Origin of the sequence: Paenibacillus endophyticus, from assembly GCF_014192395.1 — a bacterium.
In the GTDB taxonomy this organism is placed as follows: domain Bacteria; phylum Bacillota; class Bacilli; order Paenibacillales; family Paenibacillaceae; genus Pristimantibacillus; species Pristimantibacillus endophyticus.
In genome coordinates, this window is the sequence record NZ_JACHXW010000011.1 from 109,626 (window position 1) to 131,807 (window position 22,182).

A 22,182-nucleotide genomic window follows, 5' to 3' on the forward strand; every position below is an offset into this window, starting at 1 on the left:
CTTTAAAATATTACGGCATCTCTTACGATGCTGAGAAATGGGACATACTATGCATATGTTTGGCATTATATCATGTTTTGGAGGTGCAAAACTATGCCCTTATGGATTGCGTGGCTAAAGGATCACTGGTTTTCTGTCGCGCTAACGCTTGGTATTATTATCGCAATCGCTTATGTTATTGCGAAACGCAAGATGCTCTTTTACAAAGATTGACGACGATACGGATAACGCCGCAGGCTGAGGAACGCGGCTATTCCTCACGCATGAGCGGTACTCGTATCGTCACAATGGTTCCGGCTCCACGTTCGCTGTCGATCGTAAGCTGACCGCCGTGGAGCTCAATAATTTCCTTGCAAATGGCAAGTCCAAGTCCCGAGCCTCCTTGACCCGTACTTGCTTTGTAAAACTTCTCCGTAACATGCGGCAAGTCCTCCGCTTCGATTCCGCAGCCGGAATCCGATACCGTAAGCATGGCTGCCTCATGCTCCGCTCTCGTAACCACTCGAATCGTTCCGCCCGCAGGCGTAAATTTGAGCGCATTATCAATGAGATTGATAATGACCTGCTTCAACCGGTTGGCATCTCCCTTGACGACGATTGGACTCTTGTCATAAGTAGCCAATATTCTGACACGCGTATGCTCCTCCCGAACGGCCAGCTGGTTCACGGTCTCCTTCACCGGACCGTTGAAATCAAGCACCTCTTTATGCAGCTCCATCGTCCGTGCGGAAAGCTTCGAGAAATCGAGCAAATCCTCAACCAGTCCCGATAAGCGTTCCGTTTCCTTGCTTATAATCGACAATCCAAGCTTTACCTCTTCATCATCCTCGGTCGGCTCGCTTTCCTTGAGCGTTTCGCTCCAGCCCTTAATGGAAGTGAGCGGCGTGCGCAGTTCATGGGATATGGACGAAATGAAATCATCCTTCAGCTTCTCTCGTTTGCTCAGCTCCATTACCATTACGTTGAAGGTTTCGGCAAGCTGGCCAATTTCATCGTCATTGCGCTGAATCGCTCGGCGTGTCCAGTCTCCCTCCGCCATATAACGCGCGGCTCTGGTAAGCTCTCGAATCGGTTTCACTATGCGCTGGGCAAGTATGAGACTAAGTCCAAGAAAGAGCAGGATGACGCCGATGCCTACCGCTGATGCCATTCGAATGAGCAGGCTGACCATCGCATCGACCTGCCCCAATGAAGCCGAATAACGAAGCATGGACACGACGCGAGTCTCATTCCAAAGCGGGATGGTCACAGACATAACCCGTTCGCCATAATACGGATCTATGCCGCGCCAGCTCCCCGTTCCACCCGCGATTGCCGTTTTCACATCGGCGGTACTATAACGGATATCAGGCGCAAATCCATCCGAGTCGATACGAATTTGACCCGTGCTATCCAGCAATTGCAATCTCGTGCCGCTCTCGACCATATATTGCAGCATATAATCGCCTTGGTCCTTCACCGTAAGGGAAGACAGCGAGCGGCTGTGAAGGGAAAGGGCTGATTCTGCTCGCTGCTTGACGGAGCTCTGGGCACTGCCGTAATAGTAATTCCACATCAAGGCGGCGAATCCGCCCCCGAGCACGCTGACGACAAGTACGATAAGCAGCAAGTAGCTCCATACCATTCGCGTTTGTACGCTTTTCATTCGTCGTTGCTCCGCTTCCATCGATAGCCATAGCCCCATACCGTCTCAATAAAGGCGGGATCAGATGGGTTTTTTTCGATTTTTTGGCGAATTCTACGTATGTTTACGTCAACGACCTTCAGATCGCCGACGTAGTATCTTCCCCATACCTCTGTCAAGATATGATCGCGGCTGACACTCTCTCCGACGCGCTCCATGAGTAGTCTAACCAGCGTCCATTCTGTGGGGGTGAGTATAATTTCTTTATGCTGTTTCCAAAGCTTACGCTCCGCTACCGAAAGCCGGAACGGATGCACAATAAGTTCTTGATGAACATTCATGTAAGGAATGGGCGCCTGCGCAGGCGGCAGCACGCTTTGCGGTCCGTTCATGCCGGATGCGGACAATACGCTTTCCGATTGCTTATAATGGTAACTGGCGCCAAGCTCTACTGCAGCTCCTCGATCGGCCAGCTGGTCTTGCACCGGAGCTGCTTGAACCGCCGGTTCCGGAAGCCCCGGCTTCATGCGCCGGTAGAGCGATTTGATTCTGGCGATGAGCTCGCCAGGACTGAAGGGCTTCTGTACGTAATCGTCTGCGCCCAACTCCAGCCCGTGAATTTTGTCCTCTTCCTGCGATTTCGCCGTGAGCATAATGATGCCCATCCGAGGATACAAGGCACGGAGCTGCTCGCATACCTCAAACCCGCTAATGGTCGGAAGCATAACGTCAAGCAGCGCAATATCGATATGTCCTTCATTTGCAGCAAGCGCGAGCGCTGCTTCACCCGTCTCCGCTTCAATGACTTCCATATCGTTGCGCTTTAGATTAATGCGGACGAAGCCGCGAATGGACTCCTCGTCCTCCAACAATAATATACGCATAATGCAAAGCACCCGCTTTTCTTTCTTAATCGTTCCGAATGGTGAGAGATGAAGAAAAGACAGCCTCTACCTCCGCCATCTCGCTGAATGCCTGCCGCTCTTTTGCTTCCCATTCAAGCGGAGCCTCCTTGACGAAAGAAACTGCAAATACGTTGCCGCTGTCGGTCATGAGCTGACGATAGGGCTTCCCTTGCAGCTTCCATGCCGATTCGACATTATCCCATTTCTTCTGCGGCACGGCATAAAGCGTCGCCAGAGCCGAGGTTAGATCTAGGGATTCATTCCAATAGTCGATTGTAACAACCGCATAGGGCTCATCCGTGCCGTGAAGCGTATATCGTCCCATCCAAGACTTCGGGATTCGAAGCTGAATGCCATAGCGGTAATCAGTGAATTCTTCCGATATTTTCACGAAATCCGCTTTCCCGTCCCACTGCATCCATTCGTTCAACCACTTCGATTCCGCATAGGAAAGGTCTATGTAGCCAGGTGCCTCCTTTGCCCAAGGTAGCTCCAGGATGCCATCACCATTAATATCCTTGCTCATTGTAGGCGTGCCGTTCAAGCCTTCGAGCAAGCCGGAGCGTGAGGGATAAACGAGCTTCAATTTATTCCGCTCCCATGCGTACATTGTCGTATAGGTGCTGTGCGCTCCAGTCGAAGCTTCCAGAATGATGCCGCTATAGTCAGGCGATATTCGCCCGATTAATAAACGATCATAATTATTAACCTCGTTGTAGAGATTTTCTGAATACAGCTCTTGCGCGCCTCCGTTTCGCCAATTGTAGAGCGTGAGATGAAACTCCGGCATGGCCATTTCCTGGTTGGTTCCTATCTCGGAAATAATCGCAAGCTCCAGCCGACCATCACCATTAATATCACCCGTATCCCCATAGGAGTAAGGCAATGTCTCCACGGGCTTCAGCGTCAATTGACCATTTTCGTTGCGTTCTGGCTTTGTGTTAAAAGAATAAATCTCAAGCACGTTAGGGCTGTCGAAAGCCCCGATCCATCCGATCATAATTTCCATTTGGCCGTCTTTGTCAAGATCCTCGATCTTCAGCCAATCGATGACCCTCGCGAGCGGCTGCTGTACGAGCACCCATGGCTTCCACGACCCAGACGCATATTTAAACACCATTAACTCTGGTGAGCTGTATTCATTGTAATAAGAAACGACTGCCTCTTCTGTGCCTTCACCATCCACGTCAATCAGCCGGATCGCTTCCATATGATCCTCTCTGAGCGGAAGCGTAAGCTTGCTGTATGCGGGCAAGCTTTTCTCAATCGCTAGTATTATCGCCTGTTTCTCCGGCGCGATAGCTGGCTTCTGCAGAAGATCTGCAGGCGCGGCCGTATAACGACAGCCTGTAGCCAAGCATAGAAGCAAAGCGATGCCGCTGAACAATAGGCTCCGTCGCATGAGCAGTCTGCTTCTAGGCTTGGCTTTCGTATAACTTGCGTTATCCAACTTTACAGCCTCCTCGTGCCTTGTACCTCTGCTAAATCATCTGATCGGCGGTCACTAACGTATAGCCCATTTCCACTAAATCGTCAATAATGCCGGGCAGTGCCTGGACTGTATTTTTAATATTTTTGCTGCCAAAAGAGTGCATTAATATTATACCATTAGGTTTAGCTTCTTTTTTAATCATTTTGCTCATATCCGCTGCTGATGTACCTGCCCAGTCCCGCGTATCAATATTCCAACTGATTAAATCCCGGTTGTTGGCTTTAAGCAGCACTTTAAGCGTATCCGAAACGGCGCCGTAAGGTGCGCGTACCATAACCGGTGTATAGCCGACCGCTTTTTTGATCGCCGCGTCCGACGTTTTGATTTCTTCGATTATCTGCTGCTTGTTCAGCTTCGATAAATCTTTATGATTGTACGTATGATTGCCAATGGAATGCCCTTCTTCCGCGATGCGCTGCAGCACCTCGGGGTTCTTTTTCACCTGTTGGCCAACAACAAAAAAGGTCGCCTTTACACCCTTTTCCTTCAGGATATCCAAAATATCATTCGTATAACGCTGATCGGGACCATCGTCAAACGTCAAAGCAATAAACTTCTCGCCTTTACCCGGCTTAATGGCAGGCGTGTGCTGATCAGGCTTATCCAGCTGATCCGCCTCTGGGGTTTCCGGCTTGCTTGTTGCCGGCGAATCCGGTTTAGGATCAACATTGCCCGCATCCGGTGTCGCTGTCGCACCCGGCTTACCCGTAGGCGTCGATGCTGGATGATCCGTCCCTGTAACGATTGGCTGCTCTGTGCTTGTATCCTCAGGCTGCGGCGTTGTTTCCGGATTCGGCGTTGCCGTTGCTTGCGTTACAGGTGAATTCGTCACTGTGCTTGAAGGCTTCTCGGTTGCTTGATCACTTGGCTGAGCGTCAGGCTTCGGACTTTGTGTATGCCCAGGTAAATTGCCGTGCTCGACTGCCCCATCCACCCCGCCTGCATTCCCGACGATAACCGAATTTCCATCACCATCAGTGCCGCTGCCCGTCTGCGGACCCTGCTGGGCGTTACCGGTTACCTGTGGCTGTTTGTCGCCAGACAAAAGTGCAGATAGGCTAAATGAAGAACCAGCCGAGCATCCGCTGACCCCTATCATAACCGCTGTCAGAAACAGCCCTGCAACTACATTTCGAGCTTTCCGTCTTGCTTTTTTCATTACTCTCACCTTCTATTCCTCGCTGATAGATTCATTGTACCCCTGCCACAAATCGATAGAGTTACAAATTAGTAACACCTTTCGAGCTTGTTATATTCTTTAATGAGCTGCTCTGCAGTATCCGCTGGTCGAGAGCGGTAACACCAATAGGATCCATTCTCAAGCCGGCACCAAATCGTTTTGTACTCCATCATTGTATTTGACACGACTGCATACAGGCTTTCTGACTCTATTAACATACTATTCATATCATTCACTCCATTAGCTCCCGCTGCACCGAGAGCCTTTTTATTTAGGCTCCCATGCAGGGGAAGGTCTGCTAATATAAATTTGATTACTGGTTCAATAATCAATATTTAATTCCTTTTTACAGAATACCGCCTGCGTCAGAAGGCAAACGCAAATTGATCAGTTGTTATTTTACCGTTTCGACTCGGTATGGCGGGCACAAGTTGAATTGGAACCTCCATCTTGTCATAACCGGTTACATCACCAGGACTGGCGTACCAGGGTGCATAGAAGTACATTTGGATTTTGCAGAGCTTGATTGCGATTCCAGATATATCCTGAGCATATCCGCGAAGGAAGTAGTTTGAGGCTGGTAAAAGCATCGCGCCAGTTCCAACACAGGGATCCATAACCGCTTGTCGTTTTTTCTCCTCTGGGTCTCCATCGCCATGTGTCATTTCAACCATCATACGAGTAATCGGAAATGGAGTAGGAAAGTATCCAAGCCCCGACTTATATCCCTTTCCGGTCTCGTCACACAAAACTTGTGAAAGATAATCTGTTGGATTATCGAGGACAAGAAATAGATCAAATTCGCGATAGAAGTGTTCATTTAGTTTCGCAGATATACGCGGCTTCTCATCCGTACTGGCCATGCCCCATAGGAGCCAATCCGAAAAATGATCGATAGTCGCTTCATGATGAGATAAGCAACTTGTGAACATGTTCTTTGTCGCGAGCGTCCTTGCCGATCCGAGATCGGCCCACTCAATTTGTGGAATTGGGCCACTTCCGGTTATCGTGCCTTTCTGCCTAATCTCCAACCAATAATCCCAGCGCCCCCATAAGAGAGCATCATAAGTAAATAAAAAGGGTAATAGCCACCCTCTCTTATCGAGAACTTCTAAATGGCTTTGGGGCATCCCACCAATTGCCCGGGCATATCCTGATACTTCATGTGGCAGCCGTGCAAGTCTCTCTGGTGTGAAGCGGGATACTCGATACAAGTGATCTTTATTTTTCTCCTTAGTCACAAATGATCAACCTTTCAACACCGCCCCACTGCACAGGGAGGTCGATAATCCCTGTGCAGAGGGTAAAACTATTCTATTCGCATGGACGAATTGATAGAGGGCGAGCATTGAGTTCGCTATATGCAGCGAGCTGATAAGCATCGATAATTCCTTTAGATGGAATCAAAAGATCCTTTCTTGCCTGGCTTCTATAATCGAACATGGCTACCCGATGAAACCGGAGCTGAATACCAGTTAACAATTCATTTCGCTTTTTTACAAGATGTAACAGCAATAGATACTTATTCTTTGCTTTCTCCTCTTTCACCAAATAATGCGAGATGCTATAACTCAAGATGCGTACTTCTAACACTTTTGGATCTAATCCATCTGACTTCAAGAAATCCCCGTCATCGCAGTTCCCGCTTCGATTTACAAACTTAGATATGCAGGCTATGGAAGAGATAACCGTACTCTTTACAAATGAAGCTATTTTGAAGAAATGCTTAAGCGCTAACGTTGTCTTTGTCATTCATGATTCCCCTTCAGAACAGTATGATATTGGCTTGGCTATAAATTTCATTGAGCAGATTCTCAACTTCTTCCGGAGAGTTCTGAACATATTCGATATTGCTCTCATGGATCATTGACCCGTTTGCCAGATTTACTTCCCGGGTTGAGAATAATACCTCGTTGCAATTATTTGCCGTTACAAGGAAGAAGAATTGATTGCTGATTCTTTTCCAAGGAGTGGTTAAACTACTCAGTAGCCTTTCAATCTCTTCTGGTGACAAAAACCATGCATTTACATATAAATTTTTTGTGTTCTCAAACTCCATAATTGAATATCCCCCTTGTTTGGAAACGAAAAAAGAACGCAAAAAAGACATACGGTCTCCGTATGCCAATGCGTTCCAATATTCGTACCTGTGTAAAATCGCTGAAAAGCGTCTCCTTCCCTGCTCGAATAAGTAACGGCAAGGAAAATTTTTCGTCATTCATAATGTATTCCATTATACACCAGTGGGTAGTCCCAGTAAATATCAGGAAGGTTTAAGACCCTCACATGCTGCCACTCATTGCGCTGAATCGGTTCTTCCGAATTAAAGCCGCAGCATCGCTGTCAGCTGGCCGCGGACGGAGGCAAATCGATTGGGCTAAACCAGCGCATACGGAAGAACTACCAGGAGCATGATCCGACAAGTTGGAATAATAGGAAAGCTTAAATAAAAAAAATGATCGCACAGTTGTAATAACTGAGCGATCATTTTTTATGCTTAGGAAAAAGAACTGTGGGTTTTAATTGCATTTTGAATGAATCCACGTAGAGATCTATAAGGATTACAGCTTTGTTCCTTCGAGCCATCACTTCTGTTACTTCCTCGGCTTCGGTTTTCCGTTTTTTTGCAACCCTGGCTTTGCCCGCTTTTACGATTCCCTCGCTAATTGGAGCCATCGTCGAAGCGCTGCTCGAAAGAATCCAGTCGAACTACTGAATTTTGATAATCAATCGCTGAATTTTTCCCTTGCTGTGGAGCGTGCAGCACGTTGGTATTATCTCCTACGGCAGTGTTTTTTCGCTAGATTGCTAGATTTAATAAAAAATGGTTCAGCATTCGCTTTTAAAGGGAATTCCCCAAATAATTAAAGAACGCAGCTGCTCCGGATTACCAGAGGCTGCGTTCTTTAAAGTGGAATATTAAACTGCCATTCGTTATGGCTATTTTAACAACATTAAATGAGTTCAAGCTCAATAACCGTATCCATCTCATCCGGCAGCTCGGCGCCCTTCAGCGTAATGAATGCTCCGCCTTCAATATCGGAATACTCCTCCGCCATCCATGGCACCTCGATTTTAAGCTCAGTACCGTCTCGCAGCAATCTCGCCTTCTTAATCTTCCCTTTCAACCCTTGGAAATAGATAGGGCCAATCCCTCTGTCATAAACATGGGCGTACAGCTTGTTACCTTTCTGCGTATAACGGCCCCATTCCGGCTTCGGAAGCGACGAATGGCCGCAGCCGTAAATGCTGTCCCCGTTCAATCGCATCCACTCGCCAACCTCGCTTAATACGACTAGCGATTCGCGCGTCATCTCGCCTTTGGCATCGGGTCCAACGTTAAGCAGCAGATTGCCGTTCTTACTAATACATTCCACCATTGATCGAATGACCTGTTTGGTCGACTTGTAGTTTTTGTCCTCGGAGCAATAACCCCAGTTGTCGTTAAGCGTAATGCACGCTTCCCAAGGAATAGATTGGCCGTTTACGTCAACAATGCCGCCCGGCGGTATGATCTGCTCCGGCGAGAAGAAATCGCCTGCATATTCTTCCGGCTCTGCTGCCCGGATGTTTCCGCCCAATCGGTTGTCGATAATAATATCCGGTTGGATAGAGCGAATCATCCGCACAAGCTCAGTCGCTTTCCATTTCTCTCCGGTCATGTTGTCGTAGGAAAAGTCAAACCACATGATGTCGATTTTTCCGTAATTCGTAAGCAACTCCTTCACTTGTCCATGCATATACGTGAGGTAACGATCAAAGACAATCGGCTTGTCTTTCGCCGCTTCATTGCTGCGGTCTGGATGCGCTTTATCCCCGTAGCCCGGATAGTCGTCATGATCCCAGTCGATAATGGAATAATACAAACCGACAGCGATTCCCTCCGCACGGAATGCATCCACATATTCACGAACGTGATCCCGGCCAGCAGGCGTGTTGGTTGCCTTAAAATCAGTCAGCTTGCTGTCGAACAAGCAAAATCCATCATGATGCTTGGTCGTCAGTACCGCGTACTTTTGCCCGGCAGCCTTGGCTGCTTTGGCCCATGCCTTCGGATCATAACGGGATGCGTCAAATTCATTGAAATACGTCATATAGTGTTCTTTGCTCATCCGCTCGTTGCCGCGGATCCATTCGCCTCTAGCGGGAATCGAATACAATCCCCAGTGAATGAACATGCCGAATCTGTCCTGCAAAAACCATTGCGTTCTTTCTTCTCTTGTTCCCATCCCTGAAATCCCTCCGTTTATAATAGAAATGATAAATGAATTATTCCGCTTCGAATGTATGAAACAATGCTGCGGCTCCAATAAGGCCAACATTGTCCTTGAGGCCGGCAGATACGATACGGTATGTTCCTCTATACGGAGTCATAACCAGCTCCTCCGTTTTTTCGCGCAGCGCTGGAAACAGCAAGTCCCCAGCTTTGCTTACGCCCCCGCCGATAACGATGCGATCAGGATTGAACGTATGCACCACATTCGCAAGTCCTAACGCCATATACTGAATCGCCCGGTCAATTACCTCTATAGCTACCGGATCGTTTAATTTCATTGCTTCGAATACATGCTGGGCTGTAAGCTTCCCGCCGTTTGCATTTGCCAGTTCTGATAGGAGGGTCGCTCTATTCTCCATAAGCTTTAGGGCCGTATCCCGAATAGCTGTTCCTGAAGCGAACACCTCCCAGCAGCCGTATCTCCCGCAGCTGCACAATGAACCGCTCGGATCGATAATGTTATGACCCAGCTCGCCGGCAAACGATTCTGTTCCCAGTATCAGCTTGCCGTCCATGACGATTCCCGCTCCAATGCCTGTGCTGAAGGTCACGTAAACCATATTTTCCGAGCCTTTTCCTGCGCCCCTGACATACTCGCCCCAAGCGGCAGCATTAGCATCATTAACGACCTGCACCTCAACCTTAAGCGCGGCTTCCATCCATTGCTTCAACGGGACGTTGTCCCATTCCGGCAAATTAGTGCCGTTAATGACAATACCGTCACGGCTGTTGACCGCTCCAGGAGAGGCTAATCCGACGCCTGTTAACAGCCGTCCTTCGGAGACCGAGCGAATCATGCCGATCATTCGCTCGACCACCTCTTCGGCTGTCCGAGCCCCGGATGTCTCCATCTGCTCCCGATTGACCAGCGTACCGTTCGAGTCGAACAGCGCCGCTGCAATCTTCGTACCACCTAAGTCGATTCCGACTACATAGCTTTCAACCTTATGCATGGCCATTCACCTTTTCACTTTCTAGTATCCATTAACCGCCTGAACGCAAACTGTCAGAAAGCGCCAGCAAGGCTGCCGGATCAATTGGGGACAGAGAGTCGCTGCCAAAGCGGACAGCCGATCCAAAATGCAATTCCGTCACGCCGGTCTGCTCGATAAACGGCTTCATGCCTTGCGGCTTCAGGCCGCTGCCAGCCAATATGCTTACCGATCCGCCTTGCGATTCCAGGACCAGCCTCCGCATAGCCGGAATAGCTTCCATTGCTGAACCCGGTCCAGCCGAGGTAAGCACACGCTTAATTTGCGGGTATTGGCCGAGCGTACGCAGACCTGCAAGCTGATCCTCCAGCTCATCGAAAGCGCGGTGGAAAGTCACTTGCAGGCCATTCGTTAGCGGCAGCAGCATTTCCAAAGCCCGCTCGTCAATGCGTCCTTCAGGTGTCAGCGCGCCAATCACGACACCGGCTGCACCGCTTTCCGCAATTGCCTTTATTTCCTCTGCCATGGTCAAAATATCATTTTTAGAATAAACGAATGATCGACTGTGCGGACGAACCATAACAAAAACAGGAATTTTCACTGCTTTGGCTGCCTGCCGGGTTAAACCAATTCCCGGCGTTAAGCCGCCTTCCGTAATCGCGGTAATCAGCTCAAGGCGATCCGCGCCGTTTGCCTCCGCCGTTAATGCATCCTCTATACAAGTGGCGATGACTTCCAAAATCATAACTAAGCCCCCCTGCTATATCGATTTTGTTAATGCTGCTTGCTTCATCGCATAGTCTGCAAGAAGCCGTGCGCCATATCCGGTTGCGCCGACTTCCGAATAGCCTACATCTTGCTTGTATTGAACCGTGCCTGCCATATCGATATGAATCCATTTCATGGACTCTGCCACAAAGCGGCGGATAAAGAGCGCTGCCGTAATGGCACCCGCAAACGAAGAGGTGCCCACATTGCGCAAATCCGCATAATTGCTCCGAAGGTCTGCTTCATATTCATCCATAAGCGGCATCGGCCACAGCCTTTCTCCATTGCTCTCGCCAATCTCAACCAGGCTGCGCGTCATGTCTGCGTCACCCCATATGCCAGCGATGCCTAGACCAAGCGCTGCCCCAACATTTCCCGTCAGCGTTGCGATATCGATCACCTCTGCTGCGCCGATATTCGCAGCGTGAATTAAAGCGTCTGCAATAATCAGTCTGCCCTCGCCATCGGTATTCGCAACCTGAACGGTTAACCCGTTCGGATATCGAATAACCGACGATGGCAATATGGCTTCCGCATCCGGCACGTTATCCACGACGGGAATAAGCGCGGTTACGTTTACATTAGCCCGCTTGCGCAGCAAGATGTCCATCGCGCCGATGACAGCAGCCGCTCCGCCCATGTCCATGCGAGCATCGCTAATATCGCTGGCTGTCTTCACATTCATGCCGCCCATATCGAACGTCACTCCCTTGCCGACCAATGCCAGCATAGGCAGCTCCGGGTTGCCTTCATAACGGATCTCGACAAGCGCAGGCGAATGCTTGCTGCCTGCGCCCACTGCGCGCAGCCCGTTCATTTGAAGGTCGGCAAGCTCCTGCTCCTTATATACATGAACTTTAACAGGCAGATCAGCACGATCAAAATATTCCGCCATCCACTCCGTGAACTTATCGGGATTTAGTGTATCCGGCGATTCATTCACCCGGTCGCGGGCAAGCATAGCGCCATCTGCACGGATTCGCGCAATCTCAAGCACTGCCCCCAGCTCTACGTTGGTTAACTCCGGCCACTCTTTCAACTGCAGCATGAAATCGACTGCAGCATCCACTCTTGTAAACTCCCGATAGGCTTGGAATCGATATAAACCGAGCAGCCAGCCTTCCGTCCAAGCCTGCAGCCAATCGGCGGCAGCGATGGTGCTGTTTTCGCCGGCTGCATCTTTATCGCTGCTTGGCATACGGACAAGCGAAGCGCTGCTCCTGCCTTCCTGCTGCGCCTTGCGGGCGGCTGATCCGGCTGCCCGGCGAATCTTCTCAAGTGTAAGACCAGAGCGTTTCCCCATTCCTACCGCGAGAACGTCTGGCTCTTCCTCCGATCGGCCGTACAACCATGCCACACTGCCACTGCGTTTATGCGCTTCCCCCAGCTTGTGAGGAAAGGACTCCTCTTCATAAGCCAGATAGACGAGAATATCCGCCGTATTGGCGGAATCGATCCATATATTCATCGCTTTCCCTTCTTTGCCGTAAAGTGTGTACACATAATTAGTTAACGCTCTAATTTCAACATTTCTTCATCAAAAAGATGGCAGGCCACCTCATGGCCCGGCTCGACTTCCCGAAACACCGGCTCATGCTGCTTGCAAATTCCCATGCAGGAAGGACATCTTGTATGGAACCTGCAGCCGGTTGGCGGATCAACGGGACTTGGAAGATCGCCCTTCAAAATAATTCGTTCCTTCTTAAGGCTTGGGTCCGGCACGGGAACCGATGAGAGCAGCGCTTGCGTGTAAGGATGCAGCGGCCTGTCATACAGCGTATCCTTGTCTGCCGTTTCCACGAGCGAGCCTAAATACATCACGCCGATGCGATCGCTAATATGTTCAACAACGCTCAGATCATGAGAGATGAATAAATACGTCAAGCCATATTCCTCCTGCAAATCCTGCAGCAGGTTCAGCACTTGAGATTGAATCGATACATCGAGAGCGGATACCGGCTCATCCGCCACAATTAAGCTCGGACGGACGGACAGCGCCCTTGCGATACCGATCCGCTGCCGCTGCCCGCCGCTGAATTCATGCGCGAAGCGCTCGGCATGAAAGCTGCTGAGCCCTACGGTTTCCAGCAGCTCGCAGGCTAGCTTATCCCGTTCTTTGGTTGACAGCTTCGTATGAATAAGCAATGGCTCAGCGACCAGATCCTTCACCTTCATCCGCGGATTAAGCGAAGCGTAGGGGTCCTGGAACACCATCTGCATATCTTTGCGAAGCGGCCGCATTTGATTGTCTGAAATATGGCTGATGTTTTGGCCCTTAAACCAAACTTCGCCATCGTTTGGCTCCAGCAAGCGGGTCACTAGACGACCTGTCGTCGATTTGCCGCAGCCGCTCTCACCGACGAGACTAAACGTTTCTCCTTTACGTATCGCAAAGGAGATCCCATCAACCGCACGCAAATGCTTAGTCGTGCCGAGGAAGCCTTTCTTCACCGAAAATGACTTCTTCAAGCCTTTCACTTCAATTAGCGGCGTCTCCTTCATACATGTACCCCTCCTTCCGTATTCTCCTGCTGCGTAAGCCAGCAACGGCTCTTACGCTCCACAAGCCCTTCGACCTTTAGCAGCTCCGGCTCTTTCGTCAGGCAGCTCTCCATGACGAAGGAGCAGCGCGGCGCAAACTTACAGCCTTGCGGCATTTGTGAAAGGTCGGGAACATTCCCTTTAATGGAATCCAGACGGCGTACTTTCTGACGCAGCTTCGGCACCGATTGGATTAATCCCTTCGTATACGGATGCTGCGGATTCGCAAACAGCTCATGGACGGAAGCTTCCTCCACTACCCGGCCAGCATACATAACGACTACCCGGTCGCATAGCTCAGCAACAACGCCAAGGTCATGCGTAATAAGCAGCATGCCCATATCTTGTTCTTCCTTCAGCCGCTTCATCAAATCAAGAATTTGCGCCTGTATCGTCACGTCGAGCGCTGTCGTCGGCTCATCTGCGATGAGCAGCTTCGGGTTGCAGGACATCGCCATTGCGATCATCACCCGCTGCCTCATCCCGCCGGAAAGCTGATGCGGATAGTCATCTACGATTTCATCTGCGCGCGGAATGCCGACCAGCCGCAGCATATGAATCGCATGCTCGCGCGCCTTCTTGCGTCCATAGCCCAAATGCAGCATAATCGGCTCTGCCAGCTGCAAACCGATTCGCAGCACGGGATTTAGCGATGTCATCGGCTCCTGAAAAATCATCGCCATCTCATTTCCCCGAATGCGGCGCATGTCCTTCTCTGAAATACTGGTTAAATCGGTCCCTTCAAAACGAACGGCTCCTCCGGCAATTTTACCCGGCGTATCCTTAAGCAGGCGCATAATCGACAAGGAAGTTACGCTTTTTCCGCAACCGGATTCACCGACAAGACCGAGCACTTCGCCTTTCTTTATATGAAAGTCAACGCCTGCGACCGCCATGATGCTGCCGCTTTCGCGCTTGAACTCCGTTTTCAGCCCTTGTACTTCGAGCAAATGTTGAGTCATGTCTTGTCCCTCCTTAGTTTTTCGTTTTGGGATCAAGAGCATCACGCAGTCCGTCCCCGACCAGGTTAAAAGCAAGCACAGTCAAAAAGATGGCTATGCCCGGAAAATAGACAATATGCGGAGCAATACTGAGGTAATCGCGTCCCATACTTAACATGGCGCCCCAATCGGGCTCCGTTGTCTTCGCGCCCATTCCGAGAAAGCTTAGTGATGCAGCCGCCAAAATAGCGCCGCCTATTTTCATCGATACATTAACGATAATGCTGGAGATGGTTTCCGGAAAAATATGACGCCAAATAATCCGCCTGTTCTTGGCTCCCATCGAACGGGCAGCCTCTACGAACAACGTTTCCTTGGCCGACAGCGTCACGCTTCGAATAATCCTCGCGAATGACGGTGTCCCGAATACGGCAACTGCAATAACGACGTTCGACAAGCCCGGCCCGAGAATAGCAACGATGCCAATCGCAAGCAAAAGATCGGGGAATGAGAACAATACGTCACTGCCCCGCATAATAAGCCGATCCAGCCAACCGCCGTAATATCCGCTCAGCAGACCAAAAATAGTACCGAATACCGCTGCAATCATAACAGCGCTCAGGCTTACAGCTAATGTCAAACGCGTCCCGTCCATAAGCCGGCTTAGAATGTCACGACCGTATTCATCCGTACCCGCCCAATGCGCTGCGGAAGGACCGGTCATCAAGGCATCATAGTTCGGCTCATCCGGATTATAAGGCGTCAGAAAAGGCCCAAAGATCCCAACGAGGAATAGCAATATAATAAAGCAGGTAGCCACTAGAGCCATCCGTTGTTTGCAAAACTTGCGAATAAACGCTCCGAAGCGGCCCTTTGTTTTTGCCGGGGCCAGCACCTCTTCCGATAACGGTGAACCCGCTCCCATTACCGATGAATTGTTGCTCATGATATTCCTCCTAACCCTAAATTAACGCTGTAAGCAACATCATCTGTCGCTTGAATAACCATTCGTATCGTTTCACGTCTTCATCGCTTCAACTACGACGAATACCTGATTTTTGGATTGAGTACGCCGTATAGTAAATCTACGATCAAATTAATAAGAATAAATTGGGTTGCAAACATCAATAACAAGGCTTGAATGACCGTGTAATCACGGAAAAGAATGGAGTCCACCAGTAATCTTCCGAGGCCTGGTATACTGAATACCGTTTCAACCATAACCGAACCGCCAAGCAAAAACCCAAATTGAAGGCCCGCTACGGTTACGACCTGAATCAGTGAATTGCGAAGCGCATGTCTTCCGATAACGACATATTCGCGCAGACCTTTCGCTCGCCCGGTACGGATGTAGTCCTCTCGCATCGTCTCCAGCATGGATGAGCGCGAATATCGTGCCAGCATCGACATAATGCCTGCCCCAAGCGTAATCGAAGGCAAAATGTATGACTTCCAAGAATCAACGCCACCGGTTGGAAACCAGCCTAGCTCAACGGAAAAAATTTGAATAAGAACGAGTCCAAGCCAAAACCCGGGAATGGACATACCCGAAATCGCCGTCAATGTGCCGGCATAATCTGGCCATTTATTGCGATAAACCGCAGATATAACGCCAATTAGAAGACCGATAACGAGCGCCCAGCCCATGCTGAGGAACGTTAGCCACAAGGTAGGCATGACTCTGCTCTCCAGCATATCGGTAACCGGCATACCCGATCGAATCGAATTGCCTAAATTGCCGCTCAGCAGATCGCCCATATAATTAATGTACTGCTTCCATAGCGGAAGATTTAGGCCGAGCTGCTCTTGAATGCCTTGAATCTCTTCAAGCGTAGCGTCCTTTCCCGCAATAAGACGAGCAGGATCACCCGGAATTAAGTGAATAAACATAAAGACAAGCACGGATACAACGAACAGCAGCGGAATAACCCCGAGGAGTCTTTGCAAAGCATATCTACCCAACTCATAAGCCTCCTTCAGTTTCGACAAATGATATAATAGGGCCGCCTCCCGTCAATCTATAGAAGCGGCCCTGTTCATTTCATGTGAATACCAAGCCTAGCGTTTGTCTGTCTACCTCATTACTTTACTTCTGCATTCAGGATGTTAATGGAACCGTCCGGATATACTTTTACGCCTTCCAGGTAAGTTCTTTTGCCTGAAATAATTTGGTCAACGCCCATGAATGCCCACGGTGCTTCTTCCCAAATCGTTTTTTGGATATTTGCATAGATGCCTTTTGCTTCTTCTGGATCGATTGATTTATTCGCATCTGCTATCCATTTGTCGACATTATCGTTTTTGTAATAGGCCGTATTGGAACCTGCCGGCGGGAACATCTCGCTGCTGAACAAACCTCTTGTCGCACCGTCCGCATCACCTGAAGACGGGGACCAGCTCACATACCACATTTGAATTTTTGCTTCTTCCGGCGTTTTAGCTGAGTTGATTTGATCGGAAAGCGTACCGCCCTCCATCGATTTCACTTCCAGCTTAATGCCTACAAGCGCTAATTGCTGTTGAATAAATTGCATGCCTTTAATCGTCTCGGAATCATTTTCGCCCCAGATTTCAGCTTCGAAGCCATCCGGGTAACCCGCTTCAGCGAGCAGCGCTTTTGCTTTCGCTACATCATAATCGTAGCCCGTTTGCTGCGAATAATATTGCGTTTTTGAAGACATGGTGGAGTCAAGCTTAGCGCCCAGACCCGATTTTACAACTTTGATATAAGCTTCTTTGTTGATTGCATAGTTGATCGCTTGACGTACTTTCACATCGTCGTAAGGCTTCTTCATCGTGTTCAGCGTCACGTAACGAACGATGGTCGAATCAATGGTTTCGATCGCAATTCCCTCTTGTCCTTCAACCTCGGACACTTGCTCGGTTGGCATCGGGTAAATGAAATCGGCTTCGCCTGTTTTCAACATTGCAATTCGCGAACCATTCTCCGGTACCGGTTTGAACGTTACACTGTCCACTTTCGGCAAACCTTGCTGCCAGTAATTTTCATTTTTCACGACAACTAGACGGTCGCCTTGAACCCATTCTTTTAATTTGAACGGACCTGTACCTACCGGCTTCTTCGCAATGTCAGCTCCGCTCTCCTGCAAAGCTTTCGGGCTGATCATTCCTGCCATAGCTACTTTATTTAGAAAGGCATTGTATGGCTCGCTAAGGGTAAAGACAACTGTTTTAGCGTCTGGCGTCTCCACTTTAGCTACTTTTGCGAAGCTTTTGCGCAATCTTAGATTGTTTTTCTCATCTTGAATACGAGCGATGTTGACCTTAACAGCCTCGGCGTTGAAATCCGTGCCATCATGGAATTTAACGTTCTCTTGCAATGTGAACGTGTAGACAAGCCCGTCTTCGCTAATCGTGTGGCTTGCAGCAAGTACAGGTGTGATTTGCATGTTCTCATCGAAGCCCATCAAACCTTCGTACATCGTTCTACCGCCACTGATGGAGTGGGTGTCACTCGCATTATGCGGGTCGAGCGTAATAAAGTTAGCATTGATCGCAATGACAATATCCTTATTGTCTTTCGTTGCCGTACTAGTGCCTTCCGTATTGCCAGCGGCATTGCCGCCAGTATTGCTGGTGCCTCCGTTATTGTCTGCTTTCCCGCAGCCTGCAGCAACTACAACTGTGATAAGCAGCAACATAAACATCGACCATACTTTTCCTTTTGCTTTCATGTCCTACACTCCCCTATAGAAATGATGTATTAGAACAGCTCCTAATCCGAATCTTACCGACTTGGAGATCATTCTCGTCTTTTATCAATCAAGCTTCCCACTGGAAGACAGCTCGCCGTTCACCTACTGGTGTACCGCCGTCGTTCACGATTTCGTTCGGAACAAGTGCATATAAACGATCGATCGTAGCTTGATTGCCATAGCCGATTCGTTCCAGAATGGATGCGATAATACAAGGCCAAACCTGCTCGGATCCGTCGGATACCTTCAGCGAGATGCCGATTCTTTCCTTGCGGAGACCAATGCCGTATACCCCTTTTGCCCCGCCCTTAGCCGACAAATTATTGTCCTTAAGCAGTTCCGAGCAAACGAACTTTGTATCGGCGATCATATAAGGATTTTCATTCATTAGCCTAGCGATTACAGCTGCCGCATTTCGTACATCGGCATCCCCAATTAAGTCGGGACAAGCCAGCTTCAAATAGGAATAAGCGATTTTGTGAAGCGGAAGAGCAAAGATGGGTAAGCCGCAGCCGTCGATGCCTTGCGGAATCGATTCCTTCGGCACCTCGGCCATGTAAGCCATCATTTCCAAAATCTCTTGTTGGGCCGGGTGATTCGGATCATAGTAGGTTTTTTCATCCCAGCCCATATGCCTGCTGAGGCCGATTAAGCCAGCGTGCTTGCCTGAACAGTTATGAAAAATTTTGCGCTTCGGCTCATTTGCCCGGTGGCGCTCCGCTTTTGCTTCCTCATTAAGAGGGTAGGCAGCGCAGCAGTGAAGGCCTTCTTCGTTTAACTCCATTTTCTGAAACATAGATTCCAATACTGCAATATGAAACGCCTCTCCGCGGTGGGAAGCGGTGAAGAGCGAAGCCTCCTGACCTGTCAGCCCGTATACTTCATCGATACGCCGCTTCATTACCGGCAAAGCCTGAAACGGTTTGGCGGCAGATCGCAAATACGTGACATGCTCCGGATTTCCTGCCTTATACAAAATGCTGCCTTTCTCATCAACGACGGTTACCGCCCCATAATGTACATTTTCAAGTATGCCGCCGCGGTATTCTTCTACCAGTGTTGTAAATCCCATCTATGCGACCTCCCTTTATTTACTCCAATGCGAAAAATCGATTTTGCGACAACAGGCCCGATCCGATCATGACGCCCCGCTCGTTCAGCATCGAACGATGGAAGGTAAAAGAATCACGAAGCGGTTCCCACAAGAAGCGCGAAAGATAGATCTTCTCAACTTCATCGTGAATATCAGGAAATTTGTCGACAAGCTCACCGCTCAAAATAACACTGTCAGGATTGTACATGCATACGACATTGTTAATGGTAATCGCCATATACATGAGCGCACGGTCGATCAGATGAATCGCCCAATGCTCTCCTGCGCGCTTCGCCTCGAATAACTCCTCAATCGTACCGATCGGACGAATGCGATTTGCTTCCGATAACAAAGAACTAATATTGATGTAGGTTTGCAGGCAGCCTGCTTTACCGCAATCACACATCATCCCGCTCGGATCAACGGTCGTGTGGCCGATTTCGCCGGCACTGTTCATTACCCCTCGATAGATTTCTCCTTCAAGGATAATCGCGGAGCCAACGCCATGGCCGAAGCCCAGCAGCGCAGTACGTCTCGAACCGAATGCAGCGCCTTTCAAATGCTCGGCAAGCGCACGCACTTTGAGCTCATTATCAACAGCGATATCAAATCCGTTTAGTTCCTTCAATCGCTCAGCCAGCTTGACGTTCTTCCATCCAAGCTGAACAGAGAAAACGACGATACCTTCTTCATTGTTCACGATGCCAGGAAGACCAACGCCAATGCCAACGATGCGGGTGCGGTCAATCTCTTGCTGCTGCATCAATTGCTCGATCGCTTCGCTGATGCGTATAAGCGTCGTTTCCGGACTCTCATCCGGTATTCGCGGGTATTTGCTGCCGCAAACGAGCTTGCCTTGCAAATCCACGATACCGATACTCATTAGGCTGCGATCTAGATCAACGCCGACCGACAACACCGAAGCGTTAACCATGCCCAGCAGCGTCGATTTCCTGCCTAAGCCAGCCGATACTTGATCGGAGTTCAAAAGATAGCCTTGTTCCGTCAATTCCCCGACGATTCTGCTAACGGTTGTCGGGCTCATTCCCGTCTGCTTAGCGATAGAGGCTCGGGAAATGGGATGTTGGTTTTTAATAATTTCAAAAACGGTAAGACGGTTTTGCCTCTTCATAAAATCCTGATCATGCTTTTTCACGGACGACTCTCCCATTATTTTCTCCACTGAAATAATTACATGCATATTTTACTAATAAACTGCATAATAAGACTAAACTCATTATATTTTATATAATTTTCAACTTAGTTTCTCCACTGCTGGTATTAATGATAAATGCTGAACGCAATCATGTCAATATCAATGACATCATTTATGGTTTAATTATTTCTTCGCACAAATGAAAGCGATTAACTCGGGATTATTGGGTACTGGAAACCGCTTACATAACACAAACCTCACACGATCGGTCGTGTTAGCATTTTACGCTTATTCGTCATGAAATCGTTTCCCTTTCAGCCTCCCCACTCCGAGTGGAATCCCTCTGCAAAATTGATCCTGCTAATAAAAAGCGTGGCATTTCAAAAATGGCAATAAAAAACCGCCTCCAACGATACAGCCTCGTAAGCGCTGCATCGTCGGAAGCGATTGTTGGTGCAAGCTGCCCAGCTTGCACCGTCAAACCGTTTTTTTGCGGATTTGCTTGTCTCGATTCTCGCCCCATTCCTTCGCCTGGGACGTTGCGATCGCAATTGCTCTGCCTTCTTCGTAACCATCCTCCAGCAAACCTCCGTGAGTATTCCAACCATTATTAAAATAAGTATTTTCGAATATATCTTTTAATTCTTCTTTCTCATCTTTGTTTATTTTATCGTCATATATAACACAATATTTATATAGAACCTCGGGACTAGAGCCCTCACCGTTAAAATATTGATTGAAAGAATAAAGTAATTTATCTTTGCCTATTTCAATCTTTATATCTACGGGAATAGTAGTAGCGATAATTTTAATTTGATACCACATATGAGTTGTTCTAAATGAATCTTTTGAATTATATATGTCAGTAGATAATCCTTTTACTACTTCTTTGAATCGCAGCAAAAGATCATCTGGAATAGTTTGCTTCAGCATGGTTAAGTAATATACGTGATTTATAATACTTATATCAGATTCTAAATTGAAATATCTATTGTTAATATATTGTACAACCTTATTTTTGTATGGTATTTCCAGTTTTAATAAATCATAGATTCTAATTGCCCAAAGCGTTGAAATGTGAGGGTCATTAATTTCCTCTTCAATAACAAAAGAACCGTCAGATTGTTGTCGCTCTCTAAAATGATTATCAATGTTTTCAAGGTATTTTGTCGGAACATTTGTACCAAGTTCATTAAATATTTCAAGTTGAAATATCAGGGCATACTCGGGGGGTAAACCCTCTAACCACTCAGAATTCGCTGTATTAGTGGAATGCACTGATTGAACAAGTTCTACAGAGTTCATCCAATCAATTATTTCACTTTTATGCGAAATTTTTATTTCTAGTTCGTTTAGAGTTTTAAGTGTCCATAAAGTTGTGTAAATACTTGGTTTACCATTTTTAAAGCCAGCTACATGCCCGAGGTCAGCATAACGTTGTTGTAGAACAAGATCAATTGGTGTAGCTTGCTGTACACTTAACGAAGAATTACATCCAGTTAGCATGATTGCTAGCATAATCAGACTTAGTACTCTCTTCACTTTTGTCACCTCGTAA

The 22,182-nt window shown here is 48.4% G+C and carries 19 protein-coding genes; all 19 read right to left on the reverse strand.

The window, feature by feature from the left end:
* Positions 1-250: 250 nt before the first annotated feature.
* The 19 genes from FHS16_RS18265 to FHS16_RS31830 all read right to left on the reverse strand — a co-directional run bounded on the left by FHS16_RS18265 (position 251) and on the right by FHS16_RS31830 (position 22,166).
* Positions 251-1,645: a sensor histidine kinase gene (locus FHS16_RS18265; protein ID WP_183565666.1), complete on the reverse strand. Its 1,395-nt coding sequence runs from the start codon at positions 1,643-1,645 to the stop codon at positions 251-253.
* Positions 1,642-2,508, reverse strand: coding sequence for a response regulator transcription factor (locus FHS16_RS32260; RefSeq protein ID WP_183565670.1), 867 nt, complete (start codon positions 2,506-2,508; stop codon positions 1,642-1,644). Before FHS16_RS32260 ends, FHS16_RS18265 begins: the two co-directional genes overlap by 4 nt.
* A 25-nt stretch (positions 2,509-2,533) precedes the next feature.
* Positions 2,534-3,979, reverse strand: coding sequence for an FG-GAP repeat domain-containing protein (locus FHS16_RS18275; protein WP_183565673.1), 1,446 nt, complete (start codon positions 3,977-3,979; stop codon positions 2,534-2,536).
* A 31-nt stretch (positions 3,980-4,010) separates the two neighbouring features.
* Positions 4,011-5,180, reverse strand: coding sequence for a polysaccharide deacetylase family protein (locus FHS16_RS18280; RefSeq protein WP_183565677.1), 1,170 nt, complete (start codon positions 5,178-5,180; stop codon positions 4,011-4,013).
* A gap of 386 nt (positions 5,181-5,566) precedes the next feature.
* Positions 5,567-6,442 carry an N-6 DNA methylase gene (locus FHS16_RS18285; protein ID WP_183565680.1) on the reverse strand — a complete coding sequence of 292 codons (876 nt, stop codon included), beginning with the start codon at positions 6,440-6,442 and terminating at the stop codon, positions 5,567-5,569.
* A 73-nt stretch (positions 6,443-6,515) separates the two neighbouring features.
* Positions 6,516-6,953, reverse strand: a complete 438-nt coding sequence (locus FHS16_RS18290; protein ID WP_183565683.1) for a hypothetical protein — start codon at positions 6,951-6,953, stop codon at positions 6,516-6,518.
* 13 nt (positions 6,954-6,966) lie between these two features.
* Positions 6,967-7,260 (reverse strand): hypothetical protein, encoded by a 294-nt coding sequence (locus FHS16_RS18295; RefSeq protein ID WP_183565686.1) that lies wholly within the window; start codon positions 7,258-7,260, stop codon positions 6,967-6,969.
* Between the two features lie 895 nt (positions 7,261-8,155).
* On the reverse strand, positions 8,156-9,430 hold the full coding sequence (locus FHS16_RS18300; protein WP_183565689.1) for an alpha-L-fucosidase: 1,275 nt from the start codon (positions 9,428-9,430) through the stop codon (positions 8,156-8,158).
* 40 nt (positions 9,431-9,470) lie between these two features.
* On the reverse strand, positions 9,471-10,430 hold the full coding sequence (locus FHS16_RS18305) for an ROK family protein (RefSeq protein ID WP_246431820.1): 960 nt from the start codon (positions 10,428-10,430) through the stop codon (positions 9,471-9,473).
* 31 nt (positions 10,431-10,461) lie between these two features.
* On the reverse strand, positions 10,462-11,154 hold the full coding sequence (locus FHS16_RS18310) for a copper homeostasis protein CutC (RefSeq protein ID WP_183565695.1): 693 nt from the start codon (positions 11,152-11,154) through the stop codon (positions 10,462-10,464).
* 15 nt (positions 11,155-11,169) lie between these two features.
* Positions 11,170-12,645, reverse strand: a complete 1,476-nt coding sequence (locus FHS16_RS18315; RefSeq protein WP_183565698.1) for a leucyl aminopeptidase family protein — start codon at positions 12,643-12,645, stop codon at positions 11,170-11,172.
* A gap of 41 nt (positions 12,646-12,686) precedes the next feature.
* Complete coding sequence (locus FHS16_RS18320; RefSeq protein ID WP_183565701.1) at positions 12,687-13,679, reverse strand: ABC transporter ATP-binding protein; 993 nt, start codon at positions 13,677-13,679, stop codon at positions 12,687-12,689.
* Positions 13,676-14,680, reverse strand: coding sequence for an ABC transporter ATP-binding protein (locus FHS16_RS18325; RefSeq protein WP_183565704.1), 1,005 nt, complete (start codon positions 14,678-14,680; stop codon positions 13,676-13,678). The genes FHS16_RS18320 and FHS16_RS18325 overlap by 4 nt, the downstream gene beginning before the upstream one ends.
* A 13-nt stretch (positions 14,681-14,693) precedes the next feature.
* Complete coding sequence (locus FHS16_RS18330) at positions 14,694-15,605, reverse strand: ABC transporter permease (protein WP_183565707.1); 912 nt, start codon at positions 15,603-15,605, stop codon at positions 14,694-14,696.
* A 92-nt stretch (positions 15,606-15,697) separates the two neighbouring features.
* On the reverse strand, positions 15,698-16,621 hold the full coding sequence (locus FHS16_RS18335; protein WP_183565710.1) for an ABC transporter permease subunit: 924 nt from the start codon (positions 16,619-16,621) through the stop codon (positions 15,698-15,700).
* A gap of 119 nt (positions 16,622-16,740) precedes the next feature.
* Positions 16,741-18,354 carry a glutathione ABC transporter substrate-binding protein gene (locus FHS16_RS18340; RefSeq protein WP_183565713.1) on the reverse strand — a complete coding sequence of 538 codons (1,614 nt, stop codon included), beginning with the start codon at positions 18,352-18,354 and terminating at the stop codon, positions 16,741-16,743.
* Between the two features lie 88 nt (positions 18,355-18,442).
* Positions 18,443-19,447, reverse strand: coding sequence for an asparaginase (locus FHS16_RS18345; RefSeq protein WP_183565716.1), 1,005 nt, complete (start codon positions 19,445-19,447; stop codon positions 18,443-18,445).
* Positions 19,448-19,466: 19 nt separating this feature from the next.
* Complete coding sequence (locus FHS16_RS18350; protein ID WP_183565719.1) at positions 19,467-20,624, reverse strand: ROK family transcriptional regulator; 1,158 nt, start codon at positions 20,622-20,624, stop codon at positions 19,467-19,469.
* Between the two features lie 477 nt (positions 20,625-21,101).
* Positions 21,102-22,166: a hypothetical protein gene (locus FHS16_RS31830; RefSeq protein WP_246431821.1), complete on the reverse strand. Its 1,065-nt coding sequence runs from the start codon at positions 22,164-22,166 to the stop codon at positions 21,102-21,104.
* Positions 22,167-22,182: the final 16 nt, after the last annotated feature.